Genomic DNA, 16999 nt, shown 5'->3' with positions numbered 1-16999 from the left:
AATGGGGCGAAGCAACAACCAGCGGGATCTCACCGCACGCACCACCTCGATCAGGTGCACCAGGGAACTCCTGCACGGCATGACCGCCATGGTCTGGAACTTCGGGGACTATCACTCGCCTACACGCAAGGCGTGGAGGGATCTGAGGGGTACGGCCGCACAGAACAGCAAATGGATCAAGAACGAACAGGAATCAGACCCGTTCCTCGTTCCGTACTCCATCGCCGTCACCGTTCTCCAGCAGATCACTGACGGTTATGTCTACCTGGACAAGCACCTGGCGTTCATGGTGACGCTCAACCCCGTGAAGCCCGAGATCCTCAGGGATGTCTTCGCCTACCTGGAAGGAATCGTCCGCAAGGTTCCTGTGGACGAGATCCCTTTGAGGGACGTCCCCGACCTGGCCAAGCGCATCGCGGACACAATTCCCCAACGCCTGAGCCTCGCCGACAACATCCTGCCCAAGGACGACGGTAAGCCCGCCAGCCCCGACAGTTGGGCCTACGAGGCGGTGAGGTGGCACATCGCCAAGAAGCTGGCTTCCGTGTCGTTCCAGGACCGGGAGATGGAGCCGGTCCTCGAAGAGTACGAGGGCAAGAACGGTGAGACCAAGCATAGGACCGTCGACTGGCAGCCCTCAGGGAACGTCGCATCGTTGGACTACCGGCCTGTCAGCAACGGTGATCTGATCGCATGGGACAACCCCATCGGTCCGGTCTTCGCCGGTCTTGCCCATCCGGTGGACCTCGGTGATGCGGTCAAGGCCAGGCCTGAGAACCCCACCCGGGCGCAGGTCCAGTACGCGCTCTCCCGCCTGTCGGTCAAGATGGCCACCTACACGGCCGAGCCCAACCCCGTCCTGAACCTGAACGCGCACATCCGCCGTGTCAACAACACCGTGATCCACTCCAGCACCGTCCTGGTGGACCAGGGGAAGGACCGGCCGCTGCTCTCCCTGTCGTTGGACGGGCGTGGCCTGCGTCAGACGAACAGGCACGCCTTGGAGATCCTGGCGAAGATGGACGCCGACAGGACCTCGCTCAACGCCATCGAGGAACGCGTCACCCACGAGCGAAGCCTGCTCAACGTCCGGGACGAGAACGGCAAAAGGATCGACATCCTGACGCCACCGCCCGGAACGATCCGGCCCACGATGCCGAAGACGGACTCCTTCGCCGTCGGCACCGGCGCAGGCACCCACCACCTGGCGCTGCTCCAGGAGCACATCGGTCGTGCTCTTGGTGACAAGGTGTCCGCCCTTGAGCTGAAGTCGAAGGGGAACATCTTCGGCAAGCGAGCCCATGAGCCGGCCACCTCCGCCGAGGGCAGGGACAAGACGCGGAAGAAGGAGAACGGCGAGTACGTCGATCTCGTCGGCAAGCCCTCGCCCGAGAGCATCCGTCGCTCAATCGAGACGGCCGGGTACAAGACCCTGCGCATCCTGTGCTTGTGGTACCGGGACGAGACCCGGATGCGGATGATCCACGGCATGGCCCACCCCTACGGCCTCGACCCGGACGAACTCGACCCCATCGACGGTGAATCCGTCCCCCTCGCGCCTGGCATCGAGGCCGTCTTCTGCAACGCCGAGGAGCTTCTGGCACACGGTCCCGCTACCCAGCGGGCCTCGGACACAGAAAAGATCACCAGCCGGTTCGCGGAGCCCGGCGTTCTTCTCGCCGCCTGGTGCGAGACCGAGATCCCCGTGCGAGGCGAAGAGCACGAGGGAATGAAGCCCGCCGACGTGAAGAAGGCCCTTGAGGAAAGCGACGCCAAGCACCAGGTCGTGCGCGAACTGGCCAAGGTCACGGTGCCGTCCCAGTTCCTCGTCGGCCGCGTGTACGACCCCTTCACCAAGACCTTCAGCATCGTCAAGAGGCCCAAGAAGGCCTTTGAGGACCACCGCGTCTACATGGGCCTGCTGGATCTCTACCGGTCGTGCGGAGTCGTGGACGACCGCTTCGAACGAGCCCTTTACCCTGACGACGACCCCTACCCGCTGCCCCGCATGGCGTTCGTCGGTATCCACATCCGCAAGCAGGCCACCGATCGCAGGTTCAAGGGCGAGCCAAAGAGGATCATCTGCGCCAGCGCGATCATCCCCTCCCGGGAACCCGGCGGCCCCTGGCGCATGCTCGGCTGGAGCAACATCCACCCGGAGTGGGAGCACTACGCTTTGGCACAGAGCAACTTTCACGCCGCCAACTACCCCCTTCACACGGAGGACGGGGACAGCGATTTCCAGCGCTGGGCACAGGCTGGCGAAGACGTCCAAGAGGCTCTCAAGGACCTTCACGACGAACTAGACGGACTCCCGTATGCCCTGATGATCGACGGCCACGCATGCCGCCGCGTATGGCCTGGCCTCCAGAACAAGAAGCAGGGCCTCAGCAAGGACACCGACGACCCCCGCCTGTGGCTTCCCGGAACCGGGCTTCCTCTTTCCTGGAACCCCGTCAGCATCCTTCGGATGAACTGCATGCAGGCAGAGATGCCGCGACTGGTCTCCGTCACCGAGAAACAGAAGAACGGCAAGACCGTCACCCTCAAGACCTCAAGCGACCTACATTACCCGGAGGACCGGCCCGAAGGCCACCCCTGGTTCCTGTTCACCGTGCCCCGCAACTACGGCAAGAAGCGCCACGGACAGTGGAAGACCCGCTGGCGTGCCGACCCGGGCAAGGCGTCGAAGAACGCCGATGAGCGCAGGGAGAACGAACTGAACTCGCCGTGGTACAGCATGACCACGCGCGAGATCACCCCCATGTACACGCGGAAAGGCTACGACCGGGAAATCCTGGCCGTCGCCGCGGCCCGGCTCAGCCACCAGGCCATCTCCTGGTCAGATCGGACCCGATACCCCGCTCCGCTCCACGCGGCGCTCCAGATGGACCTCGGCCACCCCCAGTACCGACGCTCGGCGCCGAAGGACCCCGAGAGCGTCGAGATCCTGAACGCAGCCAACGGCATCGACGCGTAGACGCCAGGCATTGACACACGGCAGCCCGTGTCCCGCATCGGGGCACGGGCGCGCTCGTGCATGGTCGTGAAGGGACTCCGACCTGCAGGTGAGGGGATGGGTTGGAGCATGCGGCAGAACTAGGCGGCAGCTCTGGCGTTCCCCGGTTGGGAGGAGCTCACCTGCCCCATGGCCCGGTCGATCGTGATCTCGATGACCACGCGCTCCGGATCCGGAGAAGGCGTCCGCCCGTACCGCTTCCCGTAGCGCGCCACAGCATCCTCTACTGCGGCTGGGTGCATGCGGACTTCGGCCGTGCCCTCCAGCGTTGCCCAGCGTCCTCCGTCCACTTGGCAGACGGCGACGCGTGCCTTGCCGGGGAGCGCTGCCTGAACGTTGGCGACTTTCCTGCTTGATTTGCGGGTGATAACCCGAGCGATACCGGCGTCGACGTCCACGGTGACTCCAACCGGCACGACGTGGGGGCGGCCATCAGGCCGGAGCGTCGTCAGGGTGCACAGATGGTACTCGCTCCAGAACTCCACGTAGCCATTTTCCTGGCTCTGCATCTCGGTGCGCATGGCTGGAAGCGTAATCGCGAATCACGTCCCGACTGGCCGAAAGTGGCCATGGCCACAGCTCGTCGTCTGCTGCGTGGAATGGGGATTTCACTGCCTTCCATTACTAAATGGCCGATTTGTAAGCAGTAAAAATATCTCGGATTGGTAACGAACCTGAGGTCTCCCGGTGCACTTGGCGTGGGCGCGTCATCCCTGAGAACTGCCAGTTCAAAAGCATGATCTACAGTCACGTGCGTTATTTTGGTGCGATTTGTTGGGTCGCAGTTGAGGGGCGCTTTTCAGTCAGGTCTTGGTGTGGGCTTCGCGTAGTCTCCGATGCTGTTCCCAAAGCCTGCTGCGGACGCTTTGCGACGTGTCATCGACTGTTCACGCTAGCGACGTTCGGCACCAGGTGAATCTTGGGCGCGCACTCGTGTGGTCCAAGGATCGGGGTGTTCGCGGCAAGGGCCGCGTACTGCTCTCGCTCCCCGGAGCACCTCGGCTGCGTGGTGCAGCGGGGACTGGACATGGTCGAAACGGCGCGGCCGTCGCCCGGCTCCGTCTCGGAGTCATCCACGGCTGGTACGGAGGGATCACCGATGTGGCCTGGAAGAAGTGACCGCGACGCAGCTCAGCCCAAGGCTCCTGCGGAGGAGGGAGTGAGCCGCAGGCGGTTGGGACGGTGGCGTACCGCTCCGAAGCGAACGGTGGAGCGAGACCTGCACCGCCGACTACGGCGAGAGCTTCAGAGTCTCGGCATACAGCCGCCGCTGGACGTGAAGGAGTTGTGCCGGGCGCTCGGCGAGAGGCGTGGGCGCCCGGTTGTCCTGCGGCCTTTCCCACTGGAGAAACCCGGACCATCGGGGCTGTGGGTCGACATGCCGCAGATGGACGTGGTCCTCTACCAGCAGGAAACGACCCCCCTGCATCAGGACCACATCATCCTGCACGAGGCGTTCCACATCATCGTGGCCGAGGACGAGCCGGTCGAGGAGGGGCAGGAAGCTCCGGACGACTTCGTCGAAGGCTGGGCCACGATGATCCCGGTGCTTGATCCCGCCCTGATCCGGCGTGTGGCCCGCCGGTGTTCGTACGACGACGGGGAAGAGTGTGCTGTCGAACTCGCGGCCACGATCATCCTGGAGTGGTCGTCGGTGCTTGATCACGTCACCCCGCTCTCCGAGGATCCCTCCGTTCGACGGGTTCAGGCGGCGCTGGGTGACCGGCGAGGGTGGCTGTGACCCGTGACCGAAGTGATCCTCCTGGGCCTCGCGGTCGCCGTTGTGTGGAAGTTGTACCAGTGGTCGCGAGCGCCTCATGACGCGCCGCTTCGTTCCGTCACGTTGTGCCTGCTGAGCGCGGCGCTGTCGTATCCCCTGGCCATGCCTGGCGGTGCCTCGGGCGTCGACACCGTGGCCGGGCACGGCACCGCGAAGCTGGTGCAGAACGTGCTGCTTCTGCTGACGGTCTACTTCCTGATGTGCTTCTACCTGTACTCGGCTGACGGGCAGGCCGGTCGGCTCCGCGCCAGGCGGGAAGCCCTCCTTGTGGCAGCCGTGGCAGTGGCGATCACGGTCGCCGCGCTGTCGGTCCCGCACAACGTGTTCGCCGGCTCCTTCAGCACGGCGGACATGACGATTCCGCAGATCGCCTTCTTCTACGGCGGCGCCGGCCTGTACCTCATGTACGCCCTCGGCGCCGCCGGCCGCTGGACCCGACGCTATGCCCGCATGTCACGGCGACCGCACGCCACGGGTCTGTGGATGGCCGCAGTCGGCCTCAGCACGATGGCGGTGGCCTGCGCTGTCCGAGCGGTCTTCGTCGCCATCCGGTGGAGCGGCGGGACCGTGCCACAGCCGCTCATGGCAGGTGTCGCGTTCCTGCTCGTGGTGTCCATCCTGCTCTTCTTCGTGGGCGTCACCTATCCGGGGGCCCGCTCGAGGGTGACGTCGGCGCGGCTCTGGATGCGGCGCCGTCGTGACCACCGTCGGCTGGCTCCGCTGTGGCAGCTGCTCGCCGAGGCATATCCCGAGAACGTGTTGCGGCCCGCTTCGTCCGGGCTGTGGGACCGGTGGCGGGCGCGCGGCGTGCACCGCCGCTACCACCGACGGATAGTGGAGTGCCGTGACGGACTGGTCGATGTCAGCCCGCACCTGGCCGACGCGTCGGAGGGCATCGAAGTGCTCGATCTGCCCCCGGCCGTGCTGGCGGACCGCCTTCGGCACGCTGTGGACACGATCGGAAAGGGAGCCCTTGTGCCTCGTCCGGCGGTACCGCTGGCGGTGCCCAAGGAGGCCGACCGGGAAGCAGACGCCCGCCAACTGATCGCCGTGTCGGACGCACTGCGCCTGTCCGCCTGACCAGCGAAGATCAAGGAGAGACCAGATGCTCATCACCGCAGGCCGAGTCCTCGTCGGCTCCGGGACGTACCTGGACGACGGTGCCATTCTCGTCGAGGGTGATTCGATCACTGCGGTGGGGCCGCGCGCGCAGGTCGCTGAGCAGGCAGGTCAGGACGTGGTGCGCCTCGCGTTCCCCGAGGGCACGATCGTGCCTGGTCTTATCGACGCGCATGTCCACCTCGCGTTCGACGGAGGCGCGGACCCCGTGGCCACGCTCCACGAGTCCAGCGACGAGACCCTGCTGACGGACATGCGGCGCCGTGCGGAGCAGCTCCTGCACAGTGGGGTGACGACGACCCGGGACCTCGGCGATCGCAACGGCCTCGCCCTCCGCCTGGACGAGGAGATCGCCCGCGGCATTACTCCGGGCCCGCGGATCGTCTCGGCGGGCACGCCCGCGACCCCACCCGGCGGGCACTGCCACTTCCTCGGGGGCGAGGTCTCCGGCGTCGCCGAGGTCCGCGACCTCGTACGGCGCAACGTCACGGCGGGTGCCGGAGTGATCAAGGCAATGGTCACAGGAGGCGGTCTGACCAAGGACGGGCCGAAGAGCTGGCAGAGCCAGTTCACCCCGGAGGAACTCCAGGCCTTGGTGGACGAGGCCCACAAGGCCGGCATGCCAGTGGCCGCACACGCGCACGGCACGGACGGCATCACCGCGGCCGTGGAAGCGGGCGTCGACACGATCGAGCACTGCACGTGGATGACGAACGATGGCTTCGACCTTCGTCAGGACGTCCTGGAGCAGATCATCGACCGTGGCATCGCCGTCTGCCCTGCCGTCAGCCCTCACTGGCAGATGCTCCCCCGCTTCTTCGGCGAGGAGCGGGCGGCTGCCATGTTCGACCTCGTACGGCAGATGGCGGAGGCCGGCGCCAAGCTCATCGCCGGAACCGACGCCGGAGTCCAGCGCGCAGGGTTCGACGGACTGGTGCCTGCCCTGTCGTTCTACGCGCACCTGGGTCTGCCGAACAGCAAGATCCTCGATATGGCGACCGCCGACGCAGCTGGCGCGCTGGGGCTGGGCGATACGACGGGGCGAATCGCTCCCGGGTTCCGGGCGGACCTGCTGGTGGTCGACGGAGATCCCCTTGAGGATCTCACCGCGTTGAAGGCGGTCCGGACGGTGGTGGCCGCAGGGCAGCGGCACGAGCCGCGCGAGGAGCAATAGTCAAGAGTTGTGGATGGGGCCTTCCGGCGCGGTGATCCCGGCGGCCGGCCGCGAGCCGGGCGTTTTCGCGCACCTTCGAGGCGGTATTGGCGGACAACGGCAGGGCTGTAGCCCCCGGTGTGACAACATCAACGCATGGGCATCTTCGACTCCATCGCGCGTGGCCTCGGTAGCCTCCGCCCGCTGTCCGACGCGGAACTCGAAGACGAGCGCGAGGCGCTGCGACAGCGTTACGTATCAAGCGGGGATGACAACGAGTCGTCGAAGCTCTACGACGAGCTGCACCGCTACGACGAAGAGATGACGCGCCGTGCAAACGAGGCCTATGCCCGCGAGAACCCGAACCCACCAGAGCCCAGGCATCGCGAGCACGGGTGGTACCTGCCGAACGACGACTAGGCGGGCGTCTTCAGGCGGCGAGTAGGCGCTTCTGCACCTTCGAGACTGTGTTCTCCGACCGGCGTGCGCCGGTAGACGACCGCACAGGCGTAGGTGACAGCACGTCCGGGGCTCTTCGGAGTCCCGGACAAGGCGCTACTCGTTCGCCTCCGGTTCTCTCTGCTCCAGCTCCGTGACCAGGTCGTTGACGAATTCCATGACGTTCGCCGGCAATCCCTGGGAGCCCGTCCCCCGACCCCTGAACCGGCCCACGGCCCCGCTCCTCGACGCTGACAGGAGCCGGAGGCCCTCGTAGACCTGACGGGCCACGGCATAGTCCGGCTGGAAGTACATCGGGGACACACCGAAGAAGGCGGCCAGGCCCTCAAGAACGACGGGCGAAGCCGATTCCGCGACACCGGTCCGGAGATCCCGGACGCCCTCCCCGGTGATGACCTTCGACCCGGCATGAGCATTGACGGCGTCGGCGATCTCCGAGTCCGTCGGCGGCCCCTGCTGCCCGGGGTACGAGCGCTCCAGGATCAGAGTGATCTTCTCGCCCAGCGTGCCGGGTGGCCCCGAGGAGGCCGGGACGGTGCCGCCATCCTCGGCGGACTGGCCGGCTTGTGTCTCCTGGGCCTTGGCGATCGACCGGTCCTCTGCCCGCCGCAGCTCCTCCTCGCTCACCCGGTACGCCGACGCCAGGGCCGGGACGTACTTGTCCTTGAGTCGCCGCTCCCCGCGTTCGGCTCCCGCCACCGGACCGGCGCTCTTGGTTCCGATCAAAGATGCCGTTTCGTACTGGTAGTAGCCGGCATCGCACCGCAGGTCCGTCAGATCAGGCAGTCCGGTACGCGGAAAGAGGCCATCCAGCCCCCGGTTGAGGACACGGGCCAGCGCGGGCAACTTCTCCGCATCGGGGACCGCATCCCCGGATTCCCAGCCGGCGACCGTCGAGTCGGCCACGCCGAGGGCCGCAGCCACCTCGGCCTGCGAGATCTCGGCAGCTCGCCGCACCGTGCGCACACGATGTCGGTCGAAGTGACGAGCAGACATCTCAACCTCGTTTTTCGTCAAACCGAAGGAACGTCGACGCGTTGACTTTTTCGTTGAGTCGGAATAGCTTCAGCCTAGCGAAAGGCGGGGGGCTCCGCACCCCTACTCGATCTTCGCCTTCGGCCTCTCTGTGGCGCCTCCGGATAGGGCTGGATCTTGGCGCGACCTGTGCATATGTTCGTCGTCGCCCGCCGGGCAGCCCGCCTGGGGAGCGAGGGCAAGAAGGAGGCACGTATACGAGACGGGCAGACCGACCGGGCCGGGTAAGCCCGGAAAACTGCACCGGCGCCCGGGAGCTACCAACTCCTGGACGCCGGGCCGGCACCCCGAAGGCGCCGATTCACATCTCGCGGGCAGCGGGGCTTTTGCACGAGAACCGCCGCACCGCACTCCTACGAACAACGGAGTATCACATGCTCGCCATGCCGAGCGAAACCCCGGCATGCCCGGACACGGCCCGCCGGCACCGCCTCGCGGCCCAGCTCGCCGACATGATCCCCGGGGCGGCCACCATCCGCGTCAGCCTCACCGACCCCGCGCAGATGTGGCCCCACCCGCACACCGTTGCCAAGGACGCGGGCGGGGCAACGGTTGAGCTGAGCCGGACGACCGCCAGGGTCGCGGCACGCTGGATCATGCGGGTCTGGCCGGACGTGAACTGGACCCGCCCTCACAACCTCGACCTCACCACCGCGACCCTCACCCGCAGCGATCTCGTCGGTCGAGGCCGCTGACATGGCACGGATCCGGACCATCAAGCCGGAGGCGTTCTTCTCCGAGTCGCTCGCCGAGGTGAGCGTCGAGGCGGAGCGGACGTTCTTCGGCCTCCTCACCCAGGCCGACGACCACGGCCGCCATCGCGATAACGCCGCGATCATCGCGGGGCTGCTCTGGCCCCTGCGGGCCGAGCACACGTCGGTCCACGTCGAGGACGACCTCCAGCAGCTCGCCAACGCCGGCCTGCTCTGCCGGTACACCGGCTGCGACGGACGCCGCTACCTCCATGTCGTGACCTGGTTCGAGCACCAGAAGATCGACAAGGCCAGCCAGTCCCGGCTGCCCTCCTGCCCGCAGCACCACGCGGCAGCCCGGTGTGGTCCTTGCAAGGGGACCTGCACCCGGCACCCCGAAGCGTCGCCCACCCCTACCCGAGGACTCGCCGAGATTTCGCCGAACGCTCCCCAAACCCTCGATCTGCCCGCGCAGCCCGCTCCGACGCCTCCCATCCCCCGAAGCGGGGCCCCGGCCGCCCGGCAGGACCCCCTGGTCGGCCTCGCCAGCACCCCTGATCACAGTGACAAGAAAGCCGCAGGTCGGGAGGCATTCGCCGAGGGCTCCCCGAAGCCTCGGAGAGGGCTCGGCGCCTGGATCCAGGATCTTGGATCCTGGATCTTCATTCCCTACGGGGCGCACAGCGCCCGCCACCACCGTCTCGGTCAACGACCTGATCGGCGAGTACGTCGCCGCGTGCGACGAGCGTCCGCCCAGCGACGTGATCGGACACATCGGCCGCATCGCCAAGAAGCTCCTCGGCGAGGGGATCGCCCCGGAGCACGTCCGCGCCGGACTGAAGCGCTTCGCGGAGATCCAGGGCCACCCCAGCCGCCTGCCGAGCCTGGTCAACGACGCCATGAACGCACGAGCGGCCGGTTTGGCGCGGCCGGGAAACCGGCCTAACGTGCCCGCTCACCAGGCGTGGACCAACCCGGTCGACGCTGCCGCCGCCTACGCCGAGGAGCTGTGATGCGCACCCGTACCCGCGACCCGCAGACTCTCGGCGGCGCAGGCACCCTGGACCGGATGGCCCGGATCCTGGCCGCCCGCAACATCGACCCGGCAGCCGTCGCTGCTCTGGTCGACGAGCCCGATTCCTTCTCCCCGCTGGATGCCCTGTTGGCCGCGATGCCCCCGCGCTACCAGGGTGCGGTCGCCGACCATCCGCAGGTCCTGGACTGGGTCCGGGACGTCGCCCAGCAGGCCGTCGCGCCCAGCCCGGGAGCCCGGCGGCAGGTCACCACTGGCCCGAGTCTGCTGCTGGCCGGGGTGGTCGGCGCGGGCAAGACGCACCAGGCGTACGGGGCGGTCCGACAGCTGGTGCGGACCGGGGTGGGCGTGAGGTGGCGCGCGACGACGGCCGCCGACCTGTACGCCGACCTGCGCCCTCGCCCCGGGGTGGACAGCGAGCGGGAGCTGGCGGACGTCAGCCGGTGCCCGCTGCTGATCATCGACGACCTCGGCGCGGCCAAGGCGTCCGAGTGGGTCGAGGAAGTGACGTACCAGCTGATCAACCGCCGGTACAACCACATGCTCCCGACGCTGATCACCACCAACCTGGCGATCAAGGACCTCCGGGCCTACCTCGGCGACCGCGTCACCTCCCGACTCGCGCAGATGACCACCCGGGTCGGGTTCGAGCCGGTCGACCGCAGACGCCACCGCCCCGCCGCCTGACCCACCGCCGGCCGTACCGCCGGGCCGCGCCTCCAGCGCGCTGCCCCATGCACCTCCCGACCCAGCGCACCCCTCCGCCGACACCCCTGCGCGCGGAGAGCGATCGGAGCAACCCGCATGACCACCACGACGATCAGCCCTGCCCGCCACCGGTCGCTCGGTGACCACACCTGGCAGGACCAGGCCGTCTGCCAGAGCACCGAGCACAACCCGGTGGACCCCGACATGTTCTTCCCCGAGCCCGACGAGACCGCCAAGATCGCCGCAGCGAAGTCGCTGTGCGGCCAGTGCCCGGTCCGCCGCACCTGTCTGGACGCCGCCCTGGAAGGCGGCGACACCCACGGCATACGGGGCGGGATGACCGAGGAGGAGCGCGAGCCGCTGCACGAGAACATCTCCAGCCGCCTCGACTACAGCCGGGTCAACGCCACCGTCGCCGGGCGCGACGTCCACCTCACCAAGGCCGAGCGCCGCGCGGTCGTTCGTGCCGCCTACCGCCACGGCCTCACCGAACAGCGCCTGGCCTGGCTCCTGAAGATCAGCGAAGAGCACGCCCAGAAGCTGTACCGCGAAACCCGCCGAGCCCTGCGCAACCGAGACCTGGAGCAGACCACGCAGAACACCCCACCCCCTGAGACCGACGGCAAGCAGCTGGGCCGCGACGACTTCGGGACGGCGGCGTGAGCATCGCGAGCGCGCCGAGCACGGCGCATGTCACCGGGTGGGACCGCGCGGTCGTCATCGCCCTCGGTGGTGCGGGATGCGCTCTGTCGTACGACGCCCTGCAGCAGATGGCCGTCGCCATCCACGTCCGGGGGCTGCTGACCTACCTCTTCCCCTTGGTGATCGACGGGTTCATCGCGTACGGCATTCGCGCTCTGCTGGTCCTGCGCGACGCACCGCTGCGCGCCCGGCTTTACGTCTGGACGCTCTTCGGCACGGCCACTGCTGCCAGCATCTGGGCCAACGCGTTGCACGCGGTCAGGCTCAACGAAGAGAACACCTCGGCCACCGGGCTGCGGCTCGGAGACACGGTGGTCGCGGTGCTGTCCACCATCGCCCCGCTGGCCCTGGCCGGAGCGGTGCACCTATACATCCTCATCGCCCGGGGGCCGGTCAAGGCCAGCGACCGAAGTGACCGCGATGGCCTCGGTCACCCCGGTCACCCCGGTCAGTCCGGTCAGTCCGAGCGTCTCCCGGTCACTCGGACTGACCAGGCCAGCCGCCAGCCGCCGCCGCCCGGTCAGGTCACCGCCGGACAGCTGGCCACCGCCCTGACCGACCGGCCCCGCCCGTCCCTGGACAAGCAGACTCCGGATGCCCGGACATTGGCCGGGGACAGCGCCCCAGCGGACAGCGGCAGCCCAGACAGCAGCCATCGTGACAGGGAGACCAAGGCTGCTGACCTGGGCGGACAGCCGGACACCACCCCGGCGGTCAGTGACCGACAGACCGTCACCGAGCCGGTCAAGGGCCACCCGGACAACCTCCCGTCGGCGACTGACCGGCCGGTCACTCCGCCACCGGTCACTGACGGCACTCCCCGGGCAACCGGTGGCCGGCGACCTGACCCGGACACCGAGGAGCTGCTGGAGATCGCCCGGTCGGCGGTCAGGGCCGAGGACAAGCTGACCCGCAAGGTGGTCGCCCAGGCGATCCGCGGTCAGCAGATCCCTCTCTCCAGCGACACGCTGACCGCCCTGATGGTCCAGCTGCGTCAGCAGCACGGCCGGTCGGTCACCACCCCCAGGAACTGACCGCACACCCCATGGGGCGGTGACCGAGCACCTCGGCCGGTCACCCGCCCCGGACAGCCCGCCCCACGACGTCCTCCCGTGAACCGGAGAGCACCGCCATGCGCACGAAGCCCGCGACACCCGCCGAGGTGGACACCTGGCTGACCGTCCTGCACCAGCGCGGCCACATCCACCGAGCCGAGTCCGGTCCCGACAACACCTGGACCGTGCAACGGTGCCGACACAGCCGCCCCTGGACTCTGCACCACCCGGTCCTGGCCATGGACTGGATCGAGGGCATCGTCCGCGACATCCGTCAGCAGGACGCGGAGGCGGGCCGGTGACCGCCAACGACCAGGCGGCCACCACGTCCGGACCGCAGCGTGACCCCAACTCGGCTCCAGGCGGAGCAAGTTGTCGCATACGACGGTCCTACGGCCCGTCGTACGCACTTGCCCCCGCCCAGGGGAGCGGGGGAAGTCCGGCTGCTCCCCGAGCGAGGGCGCACGGGGACCAGCCGGACTCCCGGCACCAGAGGGCGCCCGTCGGGGGAGGAGAAGCAGACGACCGCGCCCCGCGCGAACAGCAGAGCCCGAGCCAACCTGCTTTCCCCGACCGCAAGCCGCGCCGCCGCACCCGCAACCTGAGCCAGCGCACCCACAAGATGACCACTCGCCTGTCCGACACCGAGAAGACCGAGATCACTGCCGCCGCCAAGCAGCGCGCCGTCACCGTGGCCCGTTTCCTCGCCGCCGCCGGCCTCGCTGTCGCCCGCGGTTCGACCATCGTGCATACCAACGAACAGCTCGATGCCGCCATCGACGAGCTGGCCGCTCTGCGCACCGCCATCTCCCGTGTCGGCAACAACATCAACCAAATCGCCTTCGTCTACAACGCCGGAGGACAGCCCCTCCCCGGCGAACTCGACCGCGCCCTGACGACCGTGAACTGCGTCCTGACCCGCGTGGACGACGCGGCCGACATCCTGGTGAAGAAGCGCCTCTGATGGTCCCCAAGATCCGACGCGGCTCGCGCACCCACGGCCTGCTCGTCTACCTGTACGGCCCCGGCAAGCGCGACGAGCACACGGACCCCCACCTCGTCGGCAGTTGGGAGGGCTTCGCCCCCGACCCCGGCCGTGACACCAGCCCCGACCCTGACCCCAAGGTCACCCTCGCCCGGCTCACTGCTGCCCTGGACCTGCGGGTCAAGCAGGCTGGCGACCAGGCGCCGGCCCAGCACGTCTGGCACTGCTCGGTCCGTACCGACCCCGGCGACCGGACCCTGACCGACGACGAGTGGAACACCGTCGCCCGCCGTCTGGTCCACGCGGTCAACCTCGCCCCCGAAGGCGATCCTGACGGCTGCCGCTGGGTCGCGGTGCGCCACGCTGACGACCACATCCACATCCTCGCCACCATGGTCCGAGGCGACCTGCGCCGCCCGAGGATGAACTACGACTTCAAGAAGGCTCAGGCCGAATGCCGTCGCATCGAACAGGAGATGGGCCTGCGTCGGCTCAAGCCCGGCGACGGCACCGGAGCCAAGACGCCCACCAGCGCCGAGCGCTTCAAAGCCGAGCGGACCGGCCGGCCCGAGACACCGCGCGAGACGCTGCGCGAAGCCGTCCGCCAGGCCGTCGCCGGAGCCGCCAGCGAAGCCGAGTTCTTCACCCGCCTTCGCGAGGCGGGCCTGCGCGTCAAGCTGCGGCACGCGCCTTCCGGCGACATTCTCGGCTACACGGTCGCGCTGCCCGGAGACCGCAACCGCGACCGCGAGCCGGTCTGGTTTGCGGGCTCGACCCTGGCCCCCGACCTTTCCTATCCGAAGATCCAGCGCCGCCTCGCCGGCGGAACCCCCGACGAGGCCCCGCTGCCGGAAGCAGACAGCGGCCGGTCGAACTGGTCGCCTCCCGCACGGTGGCGACGCACCGCGACCGGGATCGCCGAGCGAGCCGCAGTCCTCCTGGACAGCGACGACGACGAAGCCGCAGGCCAACTCGTCGGAGTCGGCGAACTCCTGGACGCGGTCGCCCAGACCTCCCCGGCCGCCACCCGCGCCGAACTCGGCGCCGCCGCCCGCTCCTTCGAACGCGCCACCCGCAGCCACGTCCGAGCCGAACGCGCCGACACCCGGGCGATCCGCTCGGCGGCCCGGGGCATCATCCAGGCCGGAGGCGCGCTCGGCCGAGGAGAAGACGGCGGCACCACCGCCATGCTCGTCTCCACCCTCGTGCTGGTGGCGCTGGCCGCAGCACGCTGGCACTCCGCACGCGGTCACGCCCAGCAGGCCGAAGCCTCCCGGCAGGCCGCCGAGCACCTTCGCGCCGCCTACCGCCAAGCCGCCGCCACACCCATGCAGGCCCTGCGCGACCAGGGACGAGCCTTGCCGGAAGCCCAGCGCCGTGCCTACGAGACCACCATCCGCACCGTCCTGCCCGAGAACCGCACCCGACCCGGCACGAGCACGAAGAACGACGCCTTGGCCGCCACCCTGGCTCAGGCCGAGCAGGCAGGCCACGACCCGAAGGCCCTCCTGAAGGAGGTCATCGCCATGCGCGAACTCGACACGGCCGAGGACGTTAACGACGTCCTGGTCTGGCGACTGCGCCGCCTCGCCCAGCTCCCCGCCCACCCGGGCGAAGCTACTCGACGCCCGCAGGCCGGCACCGGTCGCGCCACGCCTCCCGCCAACCCGGCCAGCGTCCGGACCGCGCCCCCGGCCTCGCCGAGGCCCGCCGCACCGGACCCGCACAGCCGCCCGCCGCGCCGCTGACCAGCAGTCCGGCAGGCCCGCCACCGGCCTGCCGACTGCGCGAAACCCCTGGACAACCGATTCCACCGGCTGTTACGGATGAAGAGAAGGCCCTCGACCGGGAGATGACGCTCGTGCTCAGAACGACCGACCACCACGTAGAGCCGACCCCCGTCCTGCCCGCCGCGCCCGCCGGAAGTGATCCGCTGCTGCAGCAGCAGTACGAGACGCAGCCGCCCAGCGGCCCCGGAGCGACGCGATGCCTCAGCCATCCGCCGGAGCTGTCCCTGCGCGGCATCCCCGTGCTGTGCTCGGCCTGCCGGGCCCGGCGCGACTGGCTGCTCATCAACCACGGCCGCAATGTCTGGGTCCGCTGCCGTTGCGGCAACCAGTGGCTCGAGCCCGAGATCAGCCGCGCCGATTTCGACGCCATGATCGCCATCCCGGACGGGACGACCTACCCCAGCGTCGAGCAGGGCCTGATCGCACTCGGCTTCGACGGCGCCTTCGCCGGCACCTACCTGGACTAACGCGCCGAACTGCATCCGTCGCAACAGTTCTCGAAATCCCGAAATCAACTGCTGTGACCTGTATGGATGTTGGTTCCGAAAGCTCAGCAGTGCTGACGTTCGCCCCTGAGGAGGGCAGCGCGAGCCGCTTCCCGCCGGAGGGGGCGGCTCGGCGAATCCGGGCTCGCTGTCACTGGCGGGTGGCATTCTCCGTAGCCATGAGCAGAGAAGACAGCGACGAGGCGTACGTACTCGGCATGTGTGACGAGGTTCTCGGGGAAGTCGGCCGACAGGGGCATCGGTTCGATTGGCTGCTTGGAGATCCCGGAGCCACCGGACGGCGAGTGAAGCTGCCAGTCGATTCGTACTGGCCCTGCCACCAACTAGTAGTTGAATACCGCGAACTCCAGCACGACCAGCCGGTACCGATCTTCGACAAGCCGGAGATACTGACCATCAGCGGTGTGCACCGCGGCGAACAGCGCGCGTTGTACGACGCCCGTCGAGACACCGAGATTCCCGCGCACGGCCTACGACTCGTGGTGATCCGTCCGGCTGACCTCAATGCTGACGGCAGAGGCCGGTTGCGCAGGACCCGAGTATCTGACCTGGAGGCAGTGCGGAACCTCCTGGCGCGGACCAGCGACGAAGACCGCGTGATCGATGTGTTCAGGTGCTGGCTGATCGCCGAAGGCTGGACCCCAGTCACTCCCACCGACAAGTGGACCGACATCGAAGCCCTGCGTGGTGATGAGCGCTTGATCGGGGAGGCCAAGGGGCGCACGAAGGAGAAGGGCATAGACGTCGACATCGTGTACGGGCAGCTCCTGCGTCGGATGACGGACGGGTCCCCGAACACCCGCTACGCCCTGATCGTGCCGACCTCATCCGTAAAGGCTGCCGAGCGGGTTCCGGCCGCTGTTCGACAACTGCTCAGGGTTGATCTGTACGAGGTGGCGGACGACGACACCGTGAGCCACCGGGCCTTGTAGGGCACGGAGGCTCGGGACGGCACACGGAGCG

At 68.4% G+C, this 16999-nt stretch carries 16 protein-coding genes and 1 pseudogene; 15 read left to right on the top strand and 2 right to left on the bottom strand.

Annotation, left to right across the window (positions count from 1 at the left end; all coding sequences use genetic code 11):
* Position 1 precedes the first annotated feature (1 nt).
* On the top strand, positions 2-2980 hold the full coding sequence (locus HW837_RS43745) for an RNaseH domain-containing protein (RefSeq protein WP_193382786.1): 2979 nt from the start codon (positions 2-4) through the stop codon (positions 2978-2980).
* 119 nt (positions 2981-3099) lie between these two features.
* Here the strand turns inward: HW837_RS43745 and HW837_RS43740 are convergent, their stop codons facing one another.
* On the bottom strand, positions 3100-3540 hold the full coding sequence (locus tag HW837_RS43740) for a TIGR03618 family F420-dependent PPOX class oxidoreductase (protein WP_193382787.1): 441 nt from the start codon (positions 3538-3540) through the stop codon (positions 3100-3102).
* A 638-nt stretch (positions 3541-4178) separates the two neighbouring features.
* On the opposite strand from HW837_RS43740, the gene HW837_RS43735 reads away from it, so the two are divergent.
* From HW837_RS43735 to HW837_RS43720, 4 genes are all read left to right on the top strand, one after another.
* A complete protein-coding gene (locus tag HW837_RS43735; RefSeq protein ID WP_319703491.1) occupies positions 4179-4760 on the top strand; it encodes a hypothetical protein in 582 nt (193 codons plus the stop codon).
* A 3-nt stretch (positions 4761-4763) separates the two neighbouring features.
* Entirely contained in the window at positions 4764-5879 is a 1116-nt protein-coding gene (locus HW837_RS43730) for an MAB_1171c family putative transporter (RefSeq protein WP_193382789.1), read from the top strand.
* A 25-nt stretch (positions 5880-5904) separates the two neighbouring features.
* Positions 5905-7092, top strand: a complete 1188-nt coding sequence (locus HW837_RS43725) for an amidohydrolase family protein (protein ID WP_193382790.1) — start codon at positions 5905-5907, stop codon at positions 7090-7092.
* 135 nt (positions 7093-7227) lie between these two features.
* Positions 7228-7491, top strand: coding sequence for a hypothetical protein (locus HW837_RS43720; protein ID WP_193382791.1), 264 nt, complete (start codon positions 7228-7230; stop codon positions 7489-7491).
* A 135-nt stretch (positions 7492-7626) separates the two neighbouring features.
* Here HW837_RS43720 and HW837_RS43715 read toward each other — a convergent pair whose 3' ends face one another.
* Positions 7627-8526 carry a helix-turn-helix transcriptional regulator gene (locus HW837_RS43715; protein WP_193382792.1) on the bottom strand — a complete coding sequence of 300 codons (900 nt, stop codon included), beginning with the start codon at positions 8524-8526 and terminating at the stop codon, positions 7627-7629.
* Between the two features lie 413 nt (positions 8527-8939).
* Between HW837_RS43715 and HW837_RS43710 the strand changes: the two genes are divergently transcribed.
* The 10 genes and pseudogenes from HW837_RS43710 (at position 8940) to HW837_RS43665 (ending at position 16968) form a co-directional block, all read left to right on the top strand.
* Complete coding sequence (locus HW837_RS43710) at positions 8940-9260, top strand: transcriptional regulator (RefSeq protein ID WP_193382793.1); 321 nt, start codon at positions 8940-8942, stop codon at positions 9258-9260.
* Position 9261: 1 nt separating this feature from the next.
* Positions 9262-10270, top strand: a pseudogene (locus tag HW837_RS43705) (hypothetical protein).
* On the top strand, positions 10270-10977 hold the full coding sequence (locus HW837_RS43700) for an ATP-binding protein (RefSeq protein ID WP_193382794.1): 708 nt from the start codon (positions 10270-10272) through the stop codon (positions 10975-10977). The pseudogene HW837_RS43705 and the gene HW837_RS43700 overlap by 1 nt, the downstream one beginning before the upstream one ends.
* Positions 10978-11094: 117 nt before the next feature.
* Complete coding sequence (locus HW837_RS43695) at positions 11095-11661, top strand: WhiB family transcriptional regulator (protein WP_099964092.1); 567 nt, start codon at positions 11095-11097, stop codon at positions 11659-11661.
* A complete protein-coding gene (locus tag HW837_RS43690) occupies positions 11658-12734 on the top strand; it encodes a DUF2637 domain-containing protein (RefSeq protein ID WP_193382795.1) in 1077 nt (358 codons plus the stop codon). Before HW837_RS43695 ends, HW837_RS43690 begins: the two co-directional genes overlap by 4 nt.
* 98 nt (positions 12735-12832) lie before the next feature.
* Positions 12833-13057: a hypothetical protein gene (locus tag HW837_RS43685; protein ID WP_067020199.1), complete on the top strand. Its 225-nt coding sequence runs from the start codon at positions 12833-12835 to the stop codon at positions 13055-13057.
* Positions 12949-13719: a plasmid mobilization protein gene (locus tag HW837_RS50525; RefSeq protein WP_408996859.1), complete on the top strand. Its 771-nt coding sequence runs from the start codon at positions 12949-12951 to the stop codon at positions 13717-13719. The genes HW837_RS43685 and HW837_RS50525 overlap by 109 nt, the downstream gene beginning before the upstream one ends.
* Positions 13719-15488 (top strand): relaxase/mobilization nuclease domain-containing protein, encoded by a 1770-nt coding sequence (locus HW837_RS43675; protein ID WP_193382797.1) that lies wholly within the window; start codon positions 13719-13721, stop codon positions 15486-15488. The genes HW837_RS50525 and HW837_RS43675 overlap by 1 nt, the downstream gene beginning before the upstream one ends.
* A 104-nt stretch (positions 15489-15592) precedes the next feature.
* The gene (locus HW837_RS43670) at positions 15593-15997 is read left to right on the top strand and encodes a hypothetical protein (RefSeq protein ID WP_193382798.1); all 405 of its coding nucleotides are present in this window, start codon (positions 15593-15595) and stop codon (positions 15995-15997) included.
* Between the two features lie 197 nt (positions 15998-16194).
* Complete coding sequence (locus HW837_RS43665; protein ID WP_193382799.1) at positions 16195-16968, top strand: hypothetical protein; 774 nt, start codon at positions 16195-16197, stop codon at positions 16966-16968.
* Positions 16969-16999 lie beyond the last annotated feature (31 nt).

Source organism: Streptomyces caniscabiei, assembly GCF_014930365.1.
Lineage (GTDB): Bacteria > Actinomycetota > Actinomycetes > Streptomycetales > Streptomycetaceae > Streptomyces > Streptomyces caniscabiei.
The sequence above is the reverse complement of the archived record's forward strand: the minus strand, read 5'-3'. Positions and strand labels throughout refer to the sequence as shown.

Excerpts from the sequence above, each read along its gene's own strand:
- HW837_RS43700 (WP_193382794.1), top strand. The coding sequence starts at position 10,270 with ATGCGCACCCGTACCCGCGACCCGCAGACTCTCGGCGGCGCAGGCACC.
- HW837_RS43675 (WP_193382797.1), top strand. The coding sequence starts at position 13,719 with ATGGTCCCCAAGATCCGACGCGGCTCGCGCACCCACGGCCTGCTCGTC.
- HW837_RS43745 (WP_193382786.1), top strand. The coding sequence starts at position 2 with ATGGGGCGAAGCAACAACCAGCGGGATCTCACCGCACGCACCACCTCG.
- HW837_RS43740 (WP_193382787.1), bottom strand. The coding sequence starts at position 3,540 with ATGCGCACCGAGATGCAGAGCCAGGAAAATGGCTACGTGGAGTTCTGG.
- HW837_RS43710 (WP_193382793.1), top strand. The coding sequence starts at position 8,940 with ATGCTCGCCATGCCGAGCGAAACCCCGGCATGCCCGGACACGGCCCGC.
- HW837_RS43695 (WP_099964092.1), top strand. The coding sequence starts at position 11,095 with ATGACCACCACGACGATCAGCCCTGCCCGCCACCGGTCGCTCGGTGAC.
- HW837_RS43665 (WP_193382799.1), top strand. The coding sequence starts at position 16,195 with ATGAGCAGAGAAGACAGCGACGAGGCGTACGTACTCGGCATGTGTGAC.
- HW837_RS43725 (WP_193382790.1), top strand. The coding sequence starts at position 5,905 with ATGCTCATCACCGCAGGCCGAGTCCTCGTCGGCTCCGGGACGTACCTG.
- HW837_RS43715 (WP_193382792.1), bottom strand. The coding sequence starts at position 8,526 with ATGTCTGCTCGTCACTTCGACCGACATCGTGTGCGCACGGTGCGGCGA.
- HW837_RS43685 (WP_067020199.1), top strand. The coding sequence starts at position 12,833 with ATGCGCACGAAGCCCGCGACACCCGCCGAGGTGGACACCTGGCTGACC.
- HW837_RS43670 (WP_193382798.1), top strand. The coding sequence starts at position 15,593 with ATGACGCTCGTGCTCAGAACGACCGACCACCACGTAGAGCCGACCCCC.
- HW837_RS43720 (WP_193382791.1), top strand. The coding sequence starts at position 7,228 with ATGGGCATCTTCGACTCCATCGCGCGTGGCCTCGGTAGCCTCCGCCCG.